The organism is Aequorivita sp. 609, assembly GCF_014212065.1.
GTDB classification, from domain to species: Bacteria; Bacteroidota; Bacteroidia; order Flavobacteriales; family Flavobacteriaceae; genus Aequorivita; species Aequorivita sinensis.
In genome coordinates this window covers 66,051-86,101 of the sequence record NZ_JACJVM010000036.1, presented here as the reverse complement: position 1 = coordinate 86,101, position 20,051 = coordinate 66,051, and the positions used below count along the sequence as shown (strand labels likewise).

At 34.7% G+C, this 20,051-nt stretch carries 16 protein-coding genes; 10 read left to right on the top strand and 6 right to left on the bottom strand.

What is annotated here, in order from left to right; genetic code table 11:
* Nucleotides 1-287: 287 nt before the first annotated feature.
* From ccsA to H4O20_RS12420, 3 genes are all read right to left on the bottom strand, one after another.
* Nucleotides 288-3,479 (bottom strand): cytochrome c biogenesis protein CcsA, encoded by a 3,192-nt coding sequence (gene ccsA, locus H4O20_RS12430; RefSeq protein ID WP_185099451.1) that lies wholly within the window; start codon nt 3,477-3,479, stop codon nt 288-290.
* 174 nt (nt 3,480-3,653) lie between these two features.
* Nucleotides 3,654-4,040 (bottom strand): group III truncated hemoglobin, encoded by a 387-nt coding sequence (locus H4O20_RS12425; RefSeq protein ID WP_165148702.1) that lies wholly within the window; start codon nt 4,038-4,040, stop codon nt 3,654-3,656.
* A gap of 5 nt (nt 4,041-4,045) precedes the next feature.
* Nucleotides 4,046-4,333: a hypothetical protein gene (locus H4O20_RS12420; RefSeq protein WP_237608678.1), complete on the bottom strand. Its 288-nt coding sequence runs from the start codon at nt 4,331-4,333 to the stop codon at nt 4,046-4,048.
* 78 nt (nt 4,334-4,411) lie between these two features.
* On the opposite strand from H4O20_RS12420, the gene H4O20_RS12415 reads away from it, so the two are divergent.
* From H4O20_RS12415 to H4O20_RS12370, 10 genes are all read left to right on the top strand, one after another.
* Nucleotides 4,412-4,999, top strand: coding sequence for a Crp/Fnr family transcriptional regulator (locus H4O20_RS12415; RefSeq protein WP_185099450.1), 588 nt, complete (start codon nt 4,412-4,414; stop codon nt 4,997-4,999).
* A gap of 180 nt (nt 5,000-5,179) precedes the next feature.
* Nucleotides 5,180-5,935 carry a Rossmann-like and DUF2520 domain-containing protein gene (locus H4O20_RS12410; RefSeq protein ID WP_185099449.1) on the top strand — a complete coding sequence of 252 codons (756 nt, stop codon included), beginning with the start codon at nt 5,180-5,182 and terminating at the stop codon, nt 5,933-5,935.
* A gap of 30 nt (nt 5,936-5,965) precedes the next feature.
* On the top strand, nt 5,966-6,493 hold the full coding sequence (locus H4O20_RS12405) for an HAD family hydrolase (RefSeq protein WP_185099448.1): 528 nt from the start codon (nt 5,966-5,968) through the stop codon (nt 6,491-6,493).
* Between the two features lie 52 nt (nt 6,494-6,545).
* Nucleotides 6,546-7,460, top strand: a complete 915-nt coding sequence (locus H4O20_RS12400) for a geranylgeranylglycerol-phosphate geranylgeranyltransferase (RefSeq protein WP_185099447.1) — start codon at nt 6,546-6,548, stop codon at nt 7,458-7,460.
* Nucleotides 7,461-7,539: 79 nt separating this feature from the next.
* Nucleotides 7,540-8,127, top strand: coding sequence for a Maf-like protein (locus H4O20_RS12395; protein ID WP_185099446.1), 588 nt, complete (start codon nt 7,540-7,542; stop codon nt 8,125-8,127).
* A 32-nt stretch (nt 8,128-8,159) separates the two neighbouring features.
* Complete coding sequence (locus tag H4O20_RS12390) at nt 8,160-9,101, top strand: septum formation inhibitor Maf (RefSeq protein WP_185099445.1); 942 nt, start codon at nt 8,160-8,162, stop codon at nt 9,099-9,101.
* 1 nt (nt 9,102) lies between these two features.
* Nucleotides 9,103-9,666, top strand: a complete 564-nt coding sequence (locus tag H4O20_RS12385; protein WP_139856398.1) for a mechanosensitive ion channel domain-containing protein — start codon at nt 9,103-9,105, stop codon at nt 9,664-9,666.
* 53 nt (nt 9,667-9,719) lie between these two features.
* Nucleotides 9,720-12,212, top strand: coding sequence for a PIG-L family deacetylase (locus H4O20_RS12380; RefSeq protein ID WP_185099444.1), 2,493 nt, complete (start codon nt 9,720-9,722; stop codon nt 12,210-12,212).
* Nucleotides 12,213-12,334: 122 nt separating this feature from the next.
* Entirely contained in the window at nt 12,335-14,032 is a 1,698-nt protein-coding gene (locus H4O20_RS12375; protein ID WP_185099443.1) for a sodium:solute symporter, read from the top strand.
* 26 nt (nt 14,033-14,058) lie between these two features.
* Entirely contained in the window at nt 14,059-14,628 is a 570-nt protein-coding gene (locus H4O20_RS12370; protein ID WP_185099442.1) for a GNAT family acetyltransferase, read from the top strand.
* 94 nt (nt 14,629-14,722) lie between these two features.
* Here the strand turns inward: H4O20_RS12370 and H4O20_RS12365 are convergent, their stop codons facing one another.
* From H4O20_RS12365 to H4O20_RS12355, 3 genes are all read right to left on the bottom strand, one after another.
* Nucleotides 14,723-17,521, bottom strand: a complete 2,799-nt coding sequence (locus H4O20_RS12365; protein ID WP_185099441.1) for a GEVED domain-containing protein — start codon at nt 17,519-17,521, stop codon at nt 14,723-14,725.
* 355 nt (nt 17,522-17,876) lie between these two features.
* Nucleotides 17,877-18,614 carry a hypothetical protein gene (locus H4O20_RS12360; protein WP_185099440.1) on the bottom strand — a complete coding sequence of 246 codons (738 nt, stop codon included), beginning with the start codon at nt 18,612-18,614 and terminating at the stop codon, nt 17,877-17,879.
* A gap of 210 nt (nt 18,615-18,824) precedes the next feature.
* On the bottom strand, nt 18,825-19,868 hold the full coding sequence (locus H4O20_RS12355) for a YCF48-related protein (protein WP_185099439.1): 1,044 nt from the start codon (nt 19,866-19,868) through the stop codon (nt 18,825-18,827).
* Nucleotides 19,869-20,051: the final 183 nt, after the last annotated feature.

Below are 20,051 nucleotides of genomic sequence, written 5' to 3'. Positions count from 1 at the left end.
TTTTAATCATTAGTGTCCGACTAAAATAATAAGAAACTCTGCAGTGTCAAAAATTACAAGTGATTCAAACATTTTTACCAAATGACCGCTTGCTATTAAATTTGGCATTGAAATTTATAAATTAATAAGTATATTTAATCAACTTTTTCTAATTTCAACCTATTAAGGAGTGAGTCTTACGTCTTATATCTTTCAGCGCAGCGGTCTTACATCCTAGTCGGACACGACTAATTTTTAATCTTTATTCTTTCTTCTAGGAAATGACCTCAATTCTTTACAACAAACCTCTATTCAACTCGTTTGGATTTTTTCTTTTTCTTAATATAAAACTTCTTGTATCTAAAGTAAGACACCGCACTTAATACTACTGCAAATAAAGTAATCCACCATACAAACGTTGGTGTTGCAGGTGCATCACCACTAGCGTAAGAGTGAAGACCACTTAAGTAGAAGTTTACTCCGAAATACGTCATCATAATTGAAGCGTATGAAAACAACGCCAACATGTTGAATGTCCATTTTCCGCGTAATCCTGGTACTAACCTAGCGTGGATTACGAAAGCATAAACCATAATACTAATAAGTGCCCAAGTTTCTTTTGGATCCCAGCCCCAGTATCTACCCCAGCTTTCGTTAGCCCACTGTCCACCTAAAAAGTTTCCGATGGTAAGTAGAACCAATCCAACAGTTAGCGCTAACTCCGTCACTACTGTAAGCTCGGTAATGTTTAATTCCATTCGCTTAAAGTTTTTCTTGGTAGTGAAAATCATAAGGAACATAGAAACTACTGCTAGCATCATTCCGAGTGTAAATGGACCATAACTCATTACAATTACTGCTACGTGAATCATTAACCAATAACTATCAAGTACCGGTTGTAGGTTTGCAATAGAAGGGTCTAACCAACTCTGGTGTGCAACCCATAGAATAATTGCACCCGCAAACGATGTAGCTGCTACGGTTAAATCACTTCGGTTACCAAAAGAAAGTCCAAAGAAAATTGTTGCCCATGCTACATAAATTACAGACTCATAAGCATCACTCCAAGGTGCGTGACCACTCACATACCAGCGTAAAGCAAGCCCTAGCGTCATTGCTATAAATAAAACCCACATAATAACTTTTGTAGATCTTATTAAAACTCTAAGCACTTTTCGATCTTTTATAAGCTGAGCTACAATGAATACAATCATTATAATTCCAAATACTGCGAAGTATTTGTACAAGCGATTGAAAATATCAACTTTATTGTAAAAAGTTTCTGCTCTCAGTTTATTTTCAGAAGGCATTATATCTGCGCTGTATTTTTTCTGAAAATTGGTAATACTCTCTAATAATTCATCAGATTTGGAGTAATCACCATTTTCACGTGCTTTTTTAAGGCTATCAAAATACAACGGAAGTATGTTTTTAGCATACAACGAGTCCATTCCTGTTAGGTTGGCTTCATTCAATTCTGGGTATGAAACCCATTTCTTACTCTCATCATTTGGAATTGGGAAGATTTTTAAAATCCCTCCACTTAAGGCTGAGTTTAAAAGCGAAAAATTTTCGTGAGCTTTTATAAAATCCTTTTGGTATTGGTTAGGAGTATTAGTGCTTGTTGCAGCCGCTAAAAATGGTTCTAACTTGTAATTTCCTTTGTCGTCAAAAAGATCTAATAGCGAAATATTTTTTTGATCTTCAGAAACTCCAGCTACGTGACGGATACTATCGTTTCCGCGTTTAAGCGCAATTAAAGGCACTTCAACCCAAAGTCTAGGAAATTCCGTCATCGAAATAAACACCTGGTTAGCATCCAATCCTTGATAGTGGTCGCTTCGGCTTATTTTTCTTAATAATTCACTTGAGAAAGTGTTGATAGGCTTCATTCGCCCATTGTCCTGAATAATCAAGTGTCCAAATTCGGCTGCGTGTTCTTTACTTACAGCATTAGCAACGATTAACGAATCTATCTTTGCTTTATCAACAGGTTTATGCGTTGAGTGCTCACTGTGTTGTGCCATACCACTAAAAGAAAGTAGTAGCATCAAAACAGTAATCATGTTTTTCTTCTTCTTTTTAATTTTAGTAAGCGTTTTTTCAAGCTTACCAAATCGACTGTGTTTGGTAAAAAGAATTGCCATTAATCCCACATACAGTAAAAAGTAACCGATGTATGTAATCCAAGTTCCCCACCAGTCGTGGTTTACAGAAAGAATTGTTCCTCCTTCATCAGGATCGAATCCAGATTGGAAAAAACGGTAACCTTCATGGTCTAGTACGTTATTCATAAAGATATCGGCGTCAAAATGTGTTTTATCCTCATTGATAACAGTAACCTTACTCATAAATGAAGAATATCCTTTTTCAGTTCCAGGATATTTTTCAGCAATAAAATCGTTTAGTGTTATAGAAAATGGAAGTTCAATGCTTTCAGAGCCGTAAGACATATAAACTTTTAAGCCATCGATATGCACTTCGTTTGGATTTGGCGAAGTTCCTCTTCCTCCAAGTAGCTCTACTGTTTTGGTTTCATTATCAGTAGAAACTTCAAGAATAAGTGCATCTTGGTTGCTAGGTTCGTCAGCAGGAGCTTTAACCATTCCAAATTCACCTTTAGTAATTGGATCAGGAATTACAAATGATGTTCCTGCCATACGGTAAAGCGATCGCATATTAAACGGTTGAACACTGTCGGCTACAACCTCCCCTTCCATTTGGTCTGCCATTCGCATAAAGTTTCCGGCAAATGGACTAGAAATCGTGTGATTTCCATCTTCAGAAAAAGTAATATTTATCGCCCCATCAGTAGGTTTATTAATAGCAAAAAGAATGTTGTGAATATTAGAAACATCACCCACTTTAGCCCAGTGTTCGTGACGTTCTCCATCTCCAGACTCAACTATCTTTATATATTCTTCGCCATCTTCAGTTTCTCTTAAATCTTGCTTAGCGCCTTTGATGAAATTCTTATACCTGATTGTAACATCCTTGCCGTTATAATCAGTGTTTATAGTGAAGTTGTTATTTAACTTTTCAGAAAGACGAAGTTTTTTTGGTTTTACTTTTCGGCGTTGCGCTACACCATTAACCATGTAATCTCCATCGATAAATACGTCTAGGTAAGTTTCTTCAGAAAGAATAGAATTTTCTGTCTGTCCTTCACGAATATGCATCACCCCTTCAAAGCCGATATATCTTGTTACCGCAGCTCCAACTATAACTAAAATTAGAGAAACGTGAAGCAATAAAGTAGCCCACATTTTAGGTTTATGAAGATTATATCTGAAAATATTTCCTACGAAGTTTATGGCAAACAATACCATAATAGCTTCAAACCACCAGGCATTGTAAATAAGCTCACGAGTATATGGTGTTGGCGGACTTTGGGAGTCTGCATCCATAAATGTACCCGCTGCCATTGCAATGGCGTAAACGATAAATAAAACTGCTGTTAATTTGGTAGAGAAAAGGACGGAAGCAATCTTTTTTTGCATTTCGATAAATTTTGCTGCAAAAATAAGTAATTGCGTTCATTTAATCTATTAAAAACACATAGTACTTACACTGCTAAAACACACGTTTATTTAATGTTATAAATACTTGAATTTAATTCAATGTTTTCGTTAAACACATTGATTTTTACCTATTAAACTCAGTAATTATTGAAGTTAATTATTTCGAGAATTGAATATATTTAAATTCAGAAATGTTCCCATATTTCTAGCTCTATTTTTGGCTATTTCGGCTGTTTCGCCTTCAAAAAGTTCATTTATGGTTTCGTGCCATAGATTAATCCACGTTCCAAAATGAAGTTCGTTGATTGTACCGCCCACTTTTTTATCAACTTCAACGTGAGCATGCATTGGGTTTCCGAAGTATTTTCGTTGAAAGAAAAGATTGGTCTCCCAAAAATCTGTAAGTAGTTCCAGATGTGAAGGCCAATCCTTTATAATTCCATTGAAAATAGGTCCGAGAAGTTCGTTTTTCCTGACTTTCGAATAAAAAGTATTTACAAGTAAAGATACATCTTCCCGAGATTCAATTTTCTTTTTCATTGTTTTTACAGCAAAGTTATCAAAATCAGCAATATGTTCACAACCATACTTACTGTTAATAGCCAAAAGGCGAATTTTTTATTTGTGCCCGCCAAAAGTGCTGCGTTATAGCCCATACAAAGGGAGACCACAATAGTAAGTTCTATTCCCGACAACAAACTTGTACCTTGAGCCAAAATTGCCATCGCCGCGATAGAACCCACGCAACTATTTAGAATGATGGTTAAGGGAATATACATATAATAGTCCTTTGAAAATTCGTGCTGCATTTCTTTTATAGATAGATGTCTCATAATATTAGGGTTTTGTATAATTTGGAGTAAATTTACAAAGCGAACCAAGCCTTATTTTATGAGGCAAATCATAAAGAGATGATTCCTGAAGAATTATTATTAGATTATGAAGCAACACTAGAAAACATTGCCGCTTCAGAGATTATTTTAAACGAAAATACTCGTGCATATTTCTATTTTCAGATAAAAACTGGAGAAGTGAAAATGTTTAATGTAAACGATGACGGGAAGGAATTTGTTCAAGGATTTTTTTACAATGGTGAAAGCTTTGCAGAGCCCCCTCTATTTGCAGATTTTAAGTATCCCGCTTCAGCGGCAGCAGTAAAACAAACAGAGTATTACAAACTGTCGAAAACAAAATTGTTTGAATTACTCACCCACAATCCTGAAATCAATTTAAAATTCACCAAAGCTTTAGCTAAACGGCTGTACTATAAAGCCACAATTTTAAAAGAAATATCTGTTCACTCTCCAGAACATCGCATTTTGACGTTGATAGATTTTCTAAAAAAGAAATATGGAAGCGAGGAATTATTTCAAGTAGAACTGACTCGACAGCAAATTGCAGATTTAACGGGTCAACGCGTTGAAACCGTAATTCGAGCCATCAAGCAACTTGAACAAGATGGTGAAGTGAAAATTATCAAGCATAAAGTGTATAGGTGAGACTAGAGACTAGAAACTAGAGACTAGAGGCTAGAGGCTAGAGACTAGAGACTAGAGACTAGAAACTAGAAACTAGAAACTAGAAACTAGAAAATTAAAATTTATTATTCAACTTTTTATGGAGTGTATAATTAATCATAAAATTAATTTTGAAATTTATAAAAAGGCTAACTTCGCGTTATGATAAATGTGATTCTTTTAGGCTTTGGCAACGTAAACAGCCACTTATACAAAGCTTTTAAAAACAGCAGTCAAGCAACTGTAAAACAAGTTTTTAACAGAAGTAAAATCGACTTAGATTCTTCTTCTCAATCAATTTCTTTTACTGATAAAATTTCGGAAATTGAAGAAGCCGATGTCTATATTATTGGAATTCCAGACGATGCTATTTCATCTTTCTCTGAAAGCTTGGTCCTTCGAAATAAATTGGTTGTACACACTTCAGGCGGTGCTGCTATGAATGTACTTTCTAAAAACAACAGACGTGGAATTTTTTATCCACTACAAACCTTTTCGAAACAACGAGAAGTTAGTTTTAAGAATATCCCAATATGTATAGAAGCCGAAAACGCTTCAGATTTGGAAATACTTCAAAAGTTGGGAGAAACCATTTCTGAAAATGTTACAGTAATTTCTTCCGAGGAAAGGGCTAAACTACATTTGGCAGCAGTTTTTGTAAATAATTTTACCAATTATCTATATCATATAGGTGGTGATATATTAAATAAGGAAAAACTTCCATTTGATTTGCTTAAGCCTTTAATTCAGGAAACAGCATTAAAAATTGAAACCCTATCCCCAAAAGAGGCACAAACAGGTCCAGCAAAACGAAATGACGTTAAAACCATTGAAAAACACTTAAATTTGTTGGATGACAGTAACTATAGAAAAGTTTACGAACTTTTTACTGATGCCTTAAAGAATAATTTTAAATAAAAAACAAAGTATTCACAGAAAAATAAGAAAATGAGTTATAAAGAATATTTAAAAAACATAAACACTTTTATTTTTGACGTAGATGGTGTTCTTACCGACGGAAGCATCCAAGTTAACACCCAAGGTGAAATGTTTCGCACAATGAATGTGAAAGATGGCTACGCACTTAAAACTGCTGTAGACAAGGGTTTTAATGTATGTGTTATTTCTGGTGGATCTAATGAAGGCGTGAGAGTTAGACTTCAAAATCTAGGAATAAAAGATGTTTTTCTTGGAGCTCATAATAAAACTGAAATTTTAGAAAACTACTTAAAAACTCATAATTTAAAGAAAGAGAACATTCTTTATATGGGTGACGATTTACCCGATTATGAAGTAATGCAAGAAGTTGGTTTGCCTTCATGCCCACAAGATGCAGTACCGGAAATAAAAAACATCTCTAAATACGTTTCACATAAAAACGGTGGAAAAGGATGCGTTCGAGATGTTATTGAGCAAGTGCTAAAAGTACACGGAAAATGGTTAGTGACTGAAAAAGTTAGTGCTAAATACGATTAATTTAAGTTGAAGATTGACACCTAAAAAAATTGCTGAATTTAAAATCTAACTCTTGAATTACCTTAAGCTAGTTCGTTACCAAAACCTGTTTTTTATCGCCTTGGTGCAAATACTTATTAGGTATGGGCTTTTTATACCTTTTGAAGTTGATATTACACTAAGTGATTTCAATTTTTCTTTGCTTGTAATAGCAACACTTTGCATTGCTGCAGCCGGAAATATTATCAATGATATTTATGATGTTGAAATTGATAGAATCAACAAGCCACAGAAAGTTTTAATCGGTAAAAAGATTTCGGAACAAACCGCAAACAACCTATTTATCGCCCTAAATGTTATAGGTGTAGGAATAGGATTTTATCTCTCTAACAGCATCGGTAAACCAGGTTTTGCTGCGCTTTTCATTGTTTTCTCTGCCTTGCTTTATTTGTATTCTTCTTATTTAAAGGGAATTATTATAATAGGAAATTTAGTAGTCTCCTTTTTAGTTGCAATGAGTCTTATAATTGTAACGCTTTTTGATTTGTTACCTGCAATTACAATCGAAAACAAAGAAATACAATCGGCGGTTTTTAAAGTTGTGCTATACTTTTCAATTTTTGCGCTAGCACTTAATTTTATTCGTGAAATAGTTAAGGATTTACAAGATATAAACGGTGATAAAAAAGGAGGAATTAACACCCTGCCAATTGCTATTGGTAGAAAAAGAACAAGTAGAATTGTTTTCGTATTAGCGGCCTTGATGGTTTTAGGGATTATTTATTATATGTACGAATACCTTTACAATTATCAAGCTTTATCACTTTACTTCCTTTTTGCAATTGTAGGTCCCCTACTCTTTTTCTGTGTTAAGATTTGGGACGCAAAAACAGTAAAACATTACACATTACTCTCTAAAGTATTAAAAGTTGTAATGTTTTTGGGAATTTGCTCAATTCCGCTTTTTCAATATGTAGTTTTGGAGTAATCAATTTAAATTTTGAATTAGTGATCTTAACATCATCTACATCTATAAAACCACAACACAGAGAAACCTTGAATTAAAAATGTTAAAAGAAAAATTAAAAAACTATAATATCATCCTTGCTTCAGGCTCGCCACGAAGACAAGCTTTTTTTAAAGATTTGGATGTAGATTATTCCATTCAAGTAAAAGAGGTTGATGAAAAATACAATTCAGGTTTAAATCGAGAAGAGATCACAGATTTCCTCTCTCAGCTTAAAGCATCTGTATTTAAATCACTTGAAACAAACGATATTTTAATTACTAGCGACACTATTGTTTGGAAGGAAAACAGTGCTCTTGGCAAACCAAAAGATAGTCGAGAAGCCAAAGAAATGCTTAAAAGCTTAAGCGGCAAATTTCACGAGGTTATAACATCGGTTTGTTTTACATCCAAAGAGTTTCAAATAACGGTAAACGACACTACAAAGGTTTGGTTTAAAACGCTCACTGAAGAGGAAATTGACTATTATATTAAAACTTACAAACCCTTTGACAAAGCGGGAAGCTATGGAATTCAGGAATGGATTGGATATATAGGAATCGAGAAAATTGAAGGTTGCTATTTTAATGTAATGGGATTACCTACCCGCCTTGTTTATAAAACGTTAACCGAGATTGCCGAGCGCTGATTTTTTGCTATTTTTACGTAAAACCTTCGCCCATGTATCTCTTCAGACTTCTTGCAGTACTTTTCCTATCTCTATTTTTATTTGGTTGTAATTCTTCCGAAGAAAAAAAAGGATTCTCTGAAAATAAAAAAGAGAACACTAAGGAAAAAGATGTTACCTACAGAAACGTTTCGCAAGAGTTTAAAGATTATTGGTACAGCGGAAAGGCAGAAATTACTTCGTACGATTTATCACAAGAACGCTACGGTGAAATTAGAAAAGGGAAAGCGGTAAACATTTTTGTTTCAGAAAATTTCTTACCCAAGGAACAAGTAAAAGCAGATAACGTTTCCAAAGAAAATATTTCAGTATTAAAATTAAATCAAACTAAGAACTTCAATACTGGTATTTATCCTTATTCTGTAATGACAAGCACATTTAGTCCTATTTCCATCCAAGAAAATGCAATAAAGATCAGTAATAGTGTGCAGGAATGGTGTGGGCATGTTTATATGCAACTCAACAATAGAAATGAATACGAAATTAAAAGCCACTCTTACTTTGCTGATGAAGGCGATAAAAACTTTAGTTTACCCAAAACTTGGTTAGAAAATGAGCTTTGGAACCTCATCCGTATCAATCCAGAAGAATTACCTACGGGTAATATAACGCTAATCCCTTCATTTGAATACTTGAGATTTTATCATAAAGAAGTAAAAGCCTACAAGGCTACAGCAAGTTTAAAGCAAGGAGATTCTATTTCAATTTACACCTTAAATTATCCTGATTTACAAAGAGAATTAACGCTATTTTTTCAAAGTAATTTTCCATATGAAATTGAAAAATGGGAAGAGGTAAATGCTCAAAAAACTAATGACACTAGTCATCTTAAAACAACTGCCATAAAATCTAAGCTTTTACAAAGCGCTTATTGGAAAGAAAACAAAAATGAGTTTTTGCACCTTCGCGATTCATTGGGATTGAAAACATACTAATATGATAAACCTTAAAGAAATATACCCAGAGCTATTAGAATCTATCATTCTAATAGCTGTACTGATCCTGATAAGAATAATTTTAAAAAGAACGGTTCGAAATTTCACCGATAAAATTGAACGTTTGGAGCACCGCACAGGACTTATCATGAAGCACATAGATTACTCTGTATATTGCTTAGGTGCTTTAGGGTTTTTTATTATTTGGGGACTTGATTTTGAAAACTTAGGATTAGTAATGTCGTCGGTTTTTGCCGTTATCGGGATTGCGTTTTTTGCTCAATGGTCTATACTTAGCAATATTACAAGTGGGGTGATTATGTTTTTTACTTTCCCATATAAAATCGGGGATTATATAAAAATTCACGATAAGGAAGCCCCTTGCGAAGGAACAATTGAGGATATTAAAACGTTTCATATTATCCTACATACCCCAGATAATGAAATTATTACCTACCCAAATAGTATGATGCTTCAGAAAGGTGTGAGTATTATTCGCCCAGAAGAAATTCAAGAGCACTTACAAAATCTCGAGAAAAATAAGGAAGAGTTGCCTCCCATATAGTTTTCTCAAATAGGTATCTTTGAAAAATTATCGAATAAAACAGTACTATTTTTATGCAAAAAACATCGATTTATAGCTTTCTGCTTTTATTATTTACACTAGCTGCTACTGCTCAAGCCCCGAAAAAACCAACCGCATCCGAAATATATCACAACCTCCAAAAACTAAATTTTGTAGGGTCGGCATTATATATTGCTGCACACCCCGATGATGAAAACACAAGGCTTATTTCGTATTTGGTAAATGATGTTCACGCAAATACTGCCTATCTTTCAATTACAAGAGGTGATGGCGGGCAAAATCTAATAGGCCCTGAACTTCGAGAATTACTTGGCGTTATTCGTACGCAAGAACTTCTTGAAGCTCGTAAAACTGACGGCGGACAGCAATTTTTTACTCGCGCCAATGATTTTGGGTATAGCAAGAATCCAGATGAAACATTTGAGTTTTGGAAAAAAGAAGATGTTTTAAGCGATGTAGTAATGACCATCCGAAAGTTTAAACCAGACATTATTGTAAACCGTTTCGATCATCGTAGCCCTGGTAGCACACACGGACATCACACAGCTTCGGCCATGCTGAGTTTAGAAAGTTTCGATTTGGCAAATGATGCAACAAAATTCCCTGAATCTGCAAAAGAACACGGAGTATGGAAACCTCAACGTTTGTTTTTTAATACATCGTATTGGTTTTATGGAAGTAAAGAAAAATTTGAAAAAGCAGATAAATCAGATCACGTAAAAGTAGAAATTGGTAATTACTTTCCTTCTCTCGGATTATCGAATGGTGAAATAGCCTCGTTGAGTAGAAGTATGCACAAATCGCAAGGATTTGGAAGTACGGGCTCTCGCGGTTCTGAAACTGAATATTTGGAAATTCTTAAAGGTTCAAAGCCTTCAGATAACAATCTTTTTGAAGGAATAAACACTAATTGGTCGAGACTTGAAGGAGGAAATGAAATTGCTGCTATCCTAAAGCCTTTAGAAGAAAACTTCAACTTTGAAAATCCTTCACAAATGCTTCCGCAATTATTGGAAGCCTATCCACTTGTGTCAAACCTAAAAGATAAGCATTGGAAAGCAATAAAATTAGCACAACTAAAGCAACTCATTTTAGATTGTGGTGGAATTTTCTTGGAAGCAGTTTCCGAAGAAAACACAATCAATCCTAACGACAACTTTAATGTAACAGTTGAAGCAGTTAATCGAGGAGGAAATAATGTGGCGTTAAAATCGATTAAAAATTCTAATGGAAAAGTACTTTGGAATACTACCGAATCGCTTCCATTTAACAACAAAAAAAATATTGAACTTACCCTTCATTCAGAAAAAAACACCCCACCTTACTCCTCACCCTATTGGCTAAATGAAAAAGGAACAGTGGGCATGTATGCTGCACCAAAAAAATTAATTGGCCTTGGAGAAACCCCTGTATTTGAACAGTTAATTTTTGAACTTCAATTTGGAAATACTGTAATTCCATTTACTAAGGATATCATATATAAATTCAACGACCCCGTAAAAGGAGAAGTGTATCGTCCTCTTGAAATTCTACCAAAGGTTACCGCTTCAATTCCTGAGAAGGTTTTAATTTTCGCAGATAATAGTTCAAGAAATGTTTCGGTAATTGTTAGAGCTGGAAAAGATAATATTTCAGGGAATGTAAGTTTAAAACATCCTGAAGGCTGGAAAATTGAACCAAGTAAGCAAAACTTTGAGCTGAGCCGAAAAGGTGAAACAAAAGCTTTTAGTTTTAAAGTTACTCCACCAAATAATCAAAGTGAAGGGTATTTACAAACAATTATAAATGCTGAAAATGATACTTTTGATAAGGAGTTAGTGCTTATCGATTATGACCATATTCCTTATCAAAGTGTACTATTACCTTCGGAAGCAAAGGTTGCGAAAATTGATATTCAAAAGAAAGGACAGAGTATTGGATATATAAACGGAGCTGGCGATGCTATTCCAGAAAGTCTGAAGCAAATTGGGTATTCAGTTACAACTATAAATCCTTCAAACATTTCAGAACAATCATTAAAAGATTTTGATGCAATTGTAGTTGGAATACGCGCTTATAACGTAGTTTCAGACTTAGCTTTTGCACAACCTATTTTGAACAAATACGTTGAAAACGGTGGAACAATGATTGTACAATACAACACAAGCCACGCCTTGGTTACTCAAGATCTTGCACCTTACTCCTTAAAACTTTCAAGAGACAGAGTTACTGATGAGTTTTCTGATGTAAAGTTTCTATCACCAAAACACCCAGTAATGAACAGCCCAAACAAAATCACTCAAGCAGATTTTGAAGGTTGGGTACAAGAACGCGGTTTGTATTTCCCTGATGAATGGGCAAAAGAATTTACTCCAATTCTGGGTATGAAAGATAGTGGGGAAGTTCAAACAAAAGGCTCACTCTTGGTTGCCAAATATGGCAAAGGACACTATATTTATACAGGTTTAAGTTTTTTCAGAGAACTTCCTGCAGGTGTTCCAGGAGCTTTTAGATTGTTTGCTAATATGTTATCAATAGGAAAGTAATTTATAAAATTATGAATGAGGAAAAACAAAAATTTGTTTGGAAAAGAAGTTTTACAATAGTACTTCTTTTGAATGCTGTGTACATCTATTTGTTTTATTTACTAATGCAAAACTTCGCCTAAATGCAGCAGATAGATTGGATTGTTTTAATTGGAACCCTAGTATTTATCGTGCTTTATGGCACATGGAAATCGCGCCAGCAAAAAGATACGGGTGATTATTTAAAAGGTGGAAACAACGCTCATTGGTGGACAATAGGGTTAAGTGTAATGGCTACACAAGCCAGTGCGATTACTTTTCTTTCTACTCCAGGTCAAGCTTTTCACGACGGGATGGGCTTTGTGCAATTCTATTTTGGATTGCCAATAGCTATGGTAATTATTTGCTTGGTATTTATTCCTATTTATCACAAGCTCAACGTTTATACAGCCTACGAATACCTTGAAAGTCGTTTCGACAAAAAAACTCGAACTTTAACGGCAATTCTGTTTTTGATACAACGAGGTTTGGCTTGTGGAATTACTATTTTTGCTCCTTCTATTATTCTTTCCGCTGTTCTTGGATGGAACCTTATTTACTTAAATGTTATAATTGGAGTATTAGTTATAATCTATACGGTAAGTGGTGGAACCAAGGCCGTAAGTGTTACTCAAAAGCAACAAATGGCTGTGATTTTCTTCGGAATGCTGATTGCTTTTCTTCTAATCCTAAACTACCTTCCACTAGACATTACATTTACCAAAGCATTAGAAATTGCAGGTACCAACGGAAAAATGGACATTCTTGATTTTTCATTCGATTTTGATAATCGTTACACATTTTGGAGTGGAATTATTGGAGGTTCCTTTTTAGCCCTCTCCTACTTTGGTACAGATCAAAGTCAGGTGCAGCGATATCTTTCTGGAAAAAGTGTTAAGCAAAGCCAAATGGGCCTAATTATGAATGGGATGCTAAAGGTACCAATGCAGTTTTTTATTCTGCTTGTAGGTATAATGGTTTTTGTGTTTTATCAATTCAATAGCTCTCCCCTTCACTTTAATCCCTCCGCAGTTAAAGATGTAAAACAATCGAAGTATTCAAATGAATACACTGCTTTAGAGGCGGAAAAAAGTGCGCTTGATTTACAATTAAACTCAGCTCAATTAAATTATGCAAAAGCAGATACAGATGCTGAAAAACAAAGCATCGCACAAAAGATAAAAGACTTAAACAAGAGTGAACAAAAACTTCGCGATCAATCGGTATCACTTATAAAGAAAGCAAATCCTAATGCTGAAACTAACGATAAGGATTACGTTTTTATACATTTTATTTTAACAAACCTTCCACGCGGACTTATTGGTTTATTGCTTGCTGTAATTTTAAGTGCGGCAATGTCATCGACTGCTTCAGAGCTGAATGCTTTAGGAAGTACAACTACTATAGACCTTTACAAAAGAAATGTACCAGGGAAACGTGAAAAGCACTACGTTGCAGCTTCGCGAGGCTTTACGCTTCTTTGGGGAGTAATTGCTATTGGTGTAGCCTGTACAGCCAATTTGTTTGACAACCTTATTCAGTTGGTAAATATTATCGGATCTATTTTCTATGGAAACGTCTTAGGAATATTCCTACTAGCCTTCTTCATAAAATATGTGCGTAGCAAAGCAGTTTTCATTGCAGCGCTAATTACTCAAATAATAATAATCTACTTCTGGTATATCGATTTGATGCCTTATTTATGGCTTAACTTAGTTGGGTGTGTTATTGTAATGACTATTGCTGTAATACTTCAAACTGTGTTGCCGAACAATAAAAAAGAAGAAGAAATAGCTGTATAGTAGTTCTCATTCTAAATTTTGAAATTGTGATAAATACGAGATTGGCTTATAAGCAGGACATTGAAGGCGTTCTTTTACTTCAAGAGAAATATTTATATCGCAATTTAAGTGAAGACGAACGGAAGCAAGGTTTTGTAACAACTCCATTTACAACTTCTCAATTGGAAGAAATAATCAGTCTTAACGGATTATTTATCGCAGAAAATGAAACTAACGAAGTTGTAGCTTATGCTTTCGCTGGAAGTTGGAAGTATTTTGAGCAATGGGATATTTTCAAGCTAATGATTGCCCGATTGCCTCAACTTTCATTCAATGAAAACAAAATCACCACCGAAAACACTTTCCAATACGGACCTATCTGTATTGATAAAAAATACAGAGGAACTGGCTTACTCAATCAGCTCTTTGAAGAGATGAGAATAGAGTTTTATAAGAAGTATCCTATCTCTATTACCTTTATTAATAAAGTGAATATAATTTCAATAAAAGCACACACTAAAAAATTAGGCTGGGTAATTATAGATGAGTTTGAATTCAACAACAACACTTATATCAGTTTAGCTTTTAATATGAAGAATTCGGTTTTACTACAATAATCGGCTATTAGGTGTTTTATATTTCCAAACTCATTCAATAAAAAAGCTGCCCTACATAGGGCAGCTTTATAAAATACATTTTAAAAAGTATTTCCTACTTCTTTAAAACTTTAAAGTTCTCAACTACTCCGTCTTCAAAAGTAACACGGAATAAGAAAGTACCTGTAGAAAGTGAAGAAACATCCACTTTACCAGCTGCAAAGTTTACATTGTTCATCACAACTTGTCCTAATAAGTTATACACTGAAATAGATTCAATGTTTTTATTTGAAGTAATGTTTAACTCATTTTCCATTGGATTAGGGAAGTATGTGAAATTAGAACTTGTGTAGTCATTAATTCCTGCTACCCCATCAACAGTAACTGTATAATCTTCAGTTTCACCGTATCCTTGATCTTCATCACAAGACATATCCCAAGTAGCATCTGTATCTGGAACTGCTGCCACACGAACTCTCATTCTGTAGTTTCCATCTGCAGCATCTGCAGGAATAGCAATATTCTCGGTTAGAGTTTCTCCACTTCCTGTTCCAATGTAAAAGAATTCATTTTCATCAAAACTTCCACTGTTATCAAAATCAATCCAAACTGAAGCCGATTCAACATCCCATCCATCACCAACAGTTACAGAAATTGGATAAGTACCACCAGCCTCAACTGTTGCAGCCATTGAAGTGTAATCGCCATATCCGCCAGCACTACAGTCTGTAGTATTATCTATCTCTTGGAAAGTTACGTTTACAATATTATCACCATCACTACAATCCAATGTAGGAATACAATAAAGCGAAGTCTCTATTGTGGTAAACGTTGCAATTTCAGAATATGCTGTTTCAGACGATAAAGTACAAGTAACCTCTAATCTCCACTCAACAGTAACTCCACTTACTGAAGGTGCAGTTGCTAAATATGTAGCGAAAGTATCAGATGCAGCTCCTTCATTTACCCATCCAGCGCCGTCAGTATTAGATTGCCATTGGTATTCCAATCCGGTTCCAGTTGTAAATCCAGCCGCAGCAACAGTGTATTCAGTATCAACCTCACCCTCTTCTGGAGTAACCGTTGCGATACCAGCTTCAGGTGTTCCTGAACAATCTACGGTACTAGCTTCTTCAACTTCTAATGAGAAATCTATAGCTTGTCCATAACCTGATTCAATTCCCATTCCGAATGGATCAAATTGAATACCACAAGGAGTAACAATTGCGTCGGAAAGATCGTCAAAATAAGTTTTTGTAATTCTAACTCTAGTAGCTCCAACTACAGCATCCGAAGGAACTAAAATGTCCATACTCACTGAAATTCCATCGTCACCAGTCGAATTTTGTAAAGTTCCCAATTCATAAATTTCACCTGAATCGTCTAATATATCATTTTGATTCCAGTCTATAAATGCAACAATATTGGTTTCAAAGTCACCATAAGTATTACCTTCTACACTAAGTGTATAAGTTTCACCTGCTGTAACATTCACAACAATATCAGTTTTATCTACTAACACAGAGGTTGTATCTTCGTTTGTAATAGTTGTTCCTGCAAATTCAACTTTAGTAATTTCTTCAACAATTACATCAGCAGCATCTTCAATTTCGCAATAAGGGCTTGGGAATGGCGCAGCACCAACAACGTTTACCGTATAATCTTCTACTTGACCATATGTATTTGTTCCACATGGGCTTGAAGAAGGAGTATTAAAGTTTTTTCTGATACGCATGCGAGTTTCACCTTCAACCGCATCACTAGGAACAACAATATCATTAACTGCTTGTTGTCCATCTGTTCCATCCGAATTTACAATTGAACCTATTTCTACAAATTCGCTTGTTTCAAACTCACCATTTTGGTTCCAGTCAATCCACACAGAAAAATAATTTGTGAAATTTCCACCTGTATTACCTTCGGCTGCAAAACTATATGTTCCACCAGCTTCAACTTGTGCTACAATAGCAGTAAAATCTTCATATCCTTCAGTACTAGACACTGGCGAATCGTTATCGATTCCTGCAAAAACAACTTTAGAAATTGCTTCAACTGTGCTACTATTAGCGCCACAGTATGAAATTTCTGTTGAGAAAGTCGATACATCAGAGTAAGAAGTTTCTCCAGATGCAGTACAAGTTACTTCTAATCTCCATTCTGTAATATCTCCTACCTCACTAGACGCTGTTGCAGAAAAATCTTCATAAAAAGCAGCTGCTGTACCGTGATCCTCCCAACCCTCGTTGTTTGTATTAGACTGCCATAAGTACGTCATTTCACTGGCAACTGTATAGTTTTGCGCTGATACAGTGTATGTAGAACCTGGGTTTCCAGATGTTGGATCTACCGATGCAACCCCTCCATCAGGTGTTCCTGTACAAGCAGTTAGACCTGTTACTATAAACTTATAGTCTTCAAATTCACCATAAGTGAAGCCTGTTACACATGGGTCAGTATCGCCAGATGAACTTAACCAATGGCTTACAACTCTCATTCTAGTTTCACCTTCTAAGGCATTAGCAGGTACGCTAATAGTTCCAGAATGGCTTGTATCGTATGATGATGATGTGTATGCTACTTCGTTAGCTACATCAAAAACTCCATCTTGATTCCAATCAACCCAAATTCTAAATCCAGCAGTTTCGTCTTCAATATCTACAGAAAAATCAACTGAACCACCTGTAATTTGTGATAAGGTATGAGTATCAAAAAAATCGCCATAACCGTCGGTGGAAAATCCACTGCCTAGGTTTGAAATATTGTCAACTCCATTTGTAGTTGAAAAATTATCGATAAATCGATCAGAGTTTGTTCCTTCTGGAACACAGTATTGGGCATTCATTGTTTGGGTCATAGCGAATGAAATCATCAACGCTAATAAAATTGACCCTTTTTTAAGTAATTTGTTCTTCATTATATTGGTTTAATTATTAAAATTTCACCAAATATGTCATTAATATATCAGAATCCAAAATGAAGACTTTAGGATTTACGGGCTAATTAAGGGCTTTTGAAGAGTTTTAAAAGATTAAATAGTCCGGTTTTTCTATTTGATAATTGTGATAATGAACAAACAATCAAATTATTAGACCATTAAATTTGTATAAAAAATTTCATGTCATTTTTAAAAATGAAATTTTTAAATAAAAAATGAAAAATTAGTAAACTACAATAGAAAACCTAAATTTTTTATGAAAGTGATAATGATTAAAAAAAAAACGGCTCCAAATTGGAGCCGGTAATAAAAATGGTATTAATTGTTTACTAGATTAATCGTCAAGTAAATCAATTTTATCTTTTATATGTTCTTTCATTGCTTCGGCAATATCGCGGTTTCCATCTTCATCGTTAGGGCTAATTTCAATAATTCCATCACCATTTCCATCAACTGCGTTGGAAAGATCTACACCTGTGGTAGCATCAAAAACACTATTTAAGTCGAAATTAATAACAACACTATTCTGATCGTTTGATATAACAGTATTAGTTTCTCCTTCGTCGAACTCTACTTCTAGTTCTTCTTCAAAATCGTGCCAGAATACAAATGGAACACCGTCTATAGTTCCTTCCATTTTTATACTCTGCTCATAAATTTCGCTATCTGGATTTTCGTTTTTATCAAATTCGAATTCGATTTCTTCAAGACGACCATTAGGTGCATCTACTACAGTAACTACAACTGGAGTTGGGGATAATAAATCCAACTCAAAAGGACCTTTTAATTCAATCTCTTCTTCACTATTATAGAAGTTGTCATCGCCGATGATATCGTCGTACTCCAACTCAATTTCTTCTAAATTAATTAAGAACTTAGACAGTTCAACTACTGGACCATCTAAAACAGTGTTTTTACCTGCGTTTGGAGAATAGTTAGCTGAAGCGTAAATACCAAGCTTTCCATTTCCATCTTCAACAGACAATGAATCATCATCGTCTGAACACGCTGTAAATGCGCCCGCTAAAGCAATGGCGAATAAAGGTTTTTTAAAATTTTTAATCAAATTCATAAGTTTAGGTTTTAGAATTAGTTTGACTTATAACATCTAGAACGGCCTATATTTTGAAATGATATATATAATGCCCTAAATTATTCTTAAATTAGTACTAAGCATGTGTTAATAGCTATAAAGACTTTCCAAACTCAAACCTTCATTAGCTCAGAGTATCAATGCATTAAGTATTCTGGAAATTAAGCAAAAAGTGAAGAATTTATGAAGTTACTTTTTAAACACTAATTTAGAAATTCTTTTATTGCCTGAAGCGAAAGCTACACTATCGTTAACAAATTCAATAGCGAAAAAACCAACTTTTGATAGTTCCTTCCAGTTTTTACCGCCATCACCGCTAAACGAAATTCCAGGTGAGCCTACCGCAACGAGCCCTTGCCCATTTGTGTCAGGTATATATTTTACAGAAGAGCGATACCCTGGCTCCTTTCCATTTGCCATCAATTTCCAAGTTTTACCACCATCTTTAGTTATAGCCTTATTCCCTTCATTAAACTCTTTGTCTTCCCAATTTCCACCGAAAATAACGCCGTTCTTCTCATCTAAGAAGTCAACAGAGTAAATCCCAGTCATTGCTTGTCCTTGAATGATTGGTGTTTTATATACTTCCCAAGTTTTTCCCTTATCAGAAGTATGCATAATTCGAGCTTTTTTGCCACCTGTTGCCACCCATGCATTGTCTCCATAAATGGCAATATTACTATTACTTGCCGCAAATGCTGCTTCGCCTTTTTCTACTTTTGGAAGATTTTCACAAGGTAACTTTTGCCAAGTATTTCCACCATCGCGGGTAATTATTACAGACATACAGTCATCTGTAGGGTCGCCAATTGCAATCCCTTCCATATCATTCCAAAACTTCATCGAGTCGTAGAATGTATTCTCGCTTTTCTCTGAATAAACCTCCTCTATGTTAGTTGCCTCTTTTCCGTCAAAACCAATTTTATAAAGCACTGCAGGATTAGCGATACTCAAGACAAAAACCGCTTCCTTTGTTGATGCTATAGATCTAAAATGAAGCAAGGTGTCTTCGTATTTAATTACAGCTAACTTTGGAGTGTCGCCGTCAATTAAGCCAACTTTTCCTTGATCTGCCGCAAACCAAACTCTGTTTTCATCTAGGGGTTGAATAGCGCGAATACTCAAACTGTCTATAAAAACTGGTGTAATTTCAACAGAATTAAATTCTACTTCAGGTTTAGAGTTACAAGAAACTAATATAAAAGCAGCTAATAGAGTAAAAAGAAATCGCATCTGTAAATTTTTTGGCAAAAGTAAACATTCTAAAATATCAAGTATCATAACCTATCTATAAATGCTTGAGAACATAAGATAAATTGAAAATATCTTTCGACTTTTAAGTCTTTTGGTAGTTAATTTTAAAAAATAATTTATAAAATATTTTTTTGATTTCGATTTAAGTTTCAATTTCAGTTT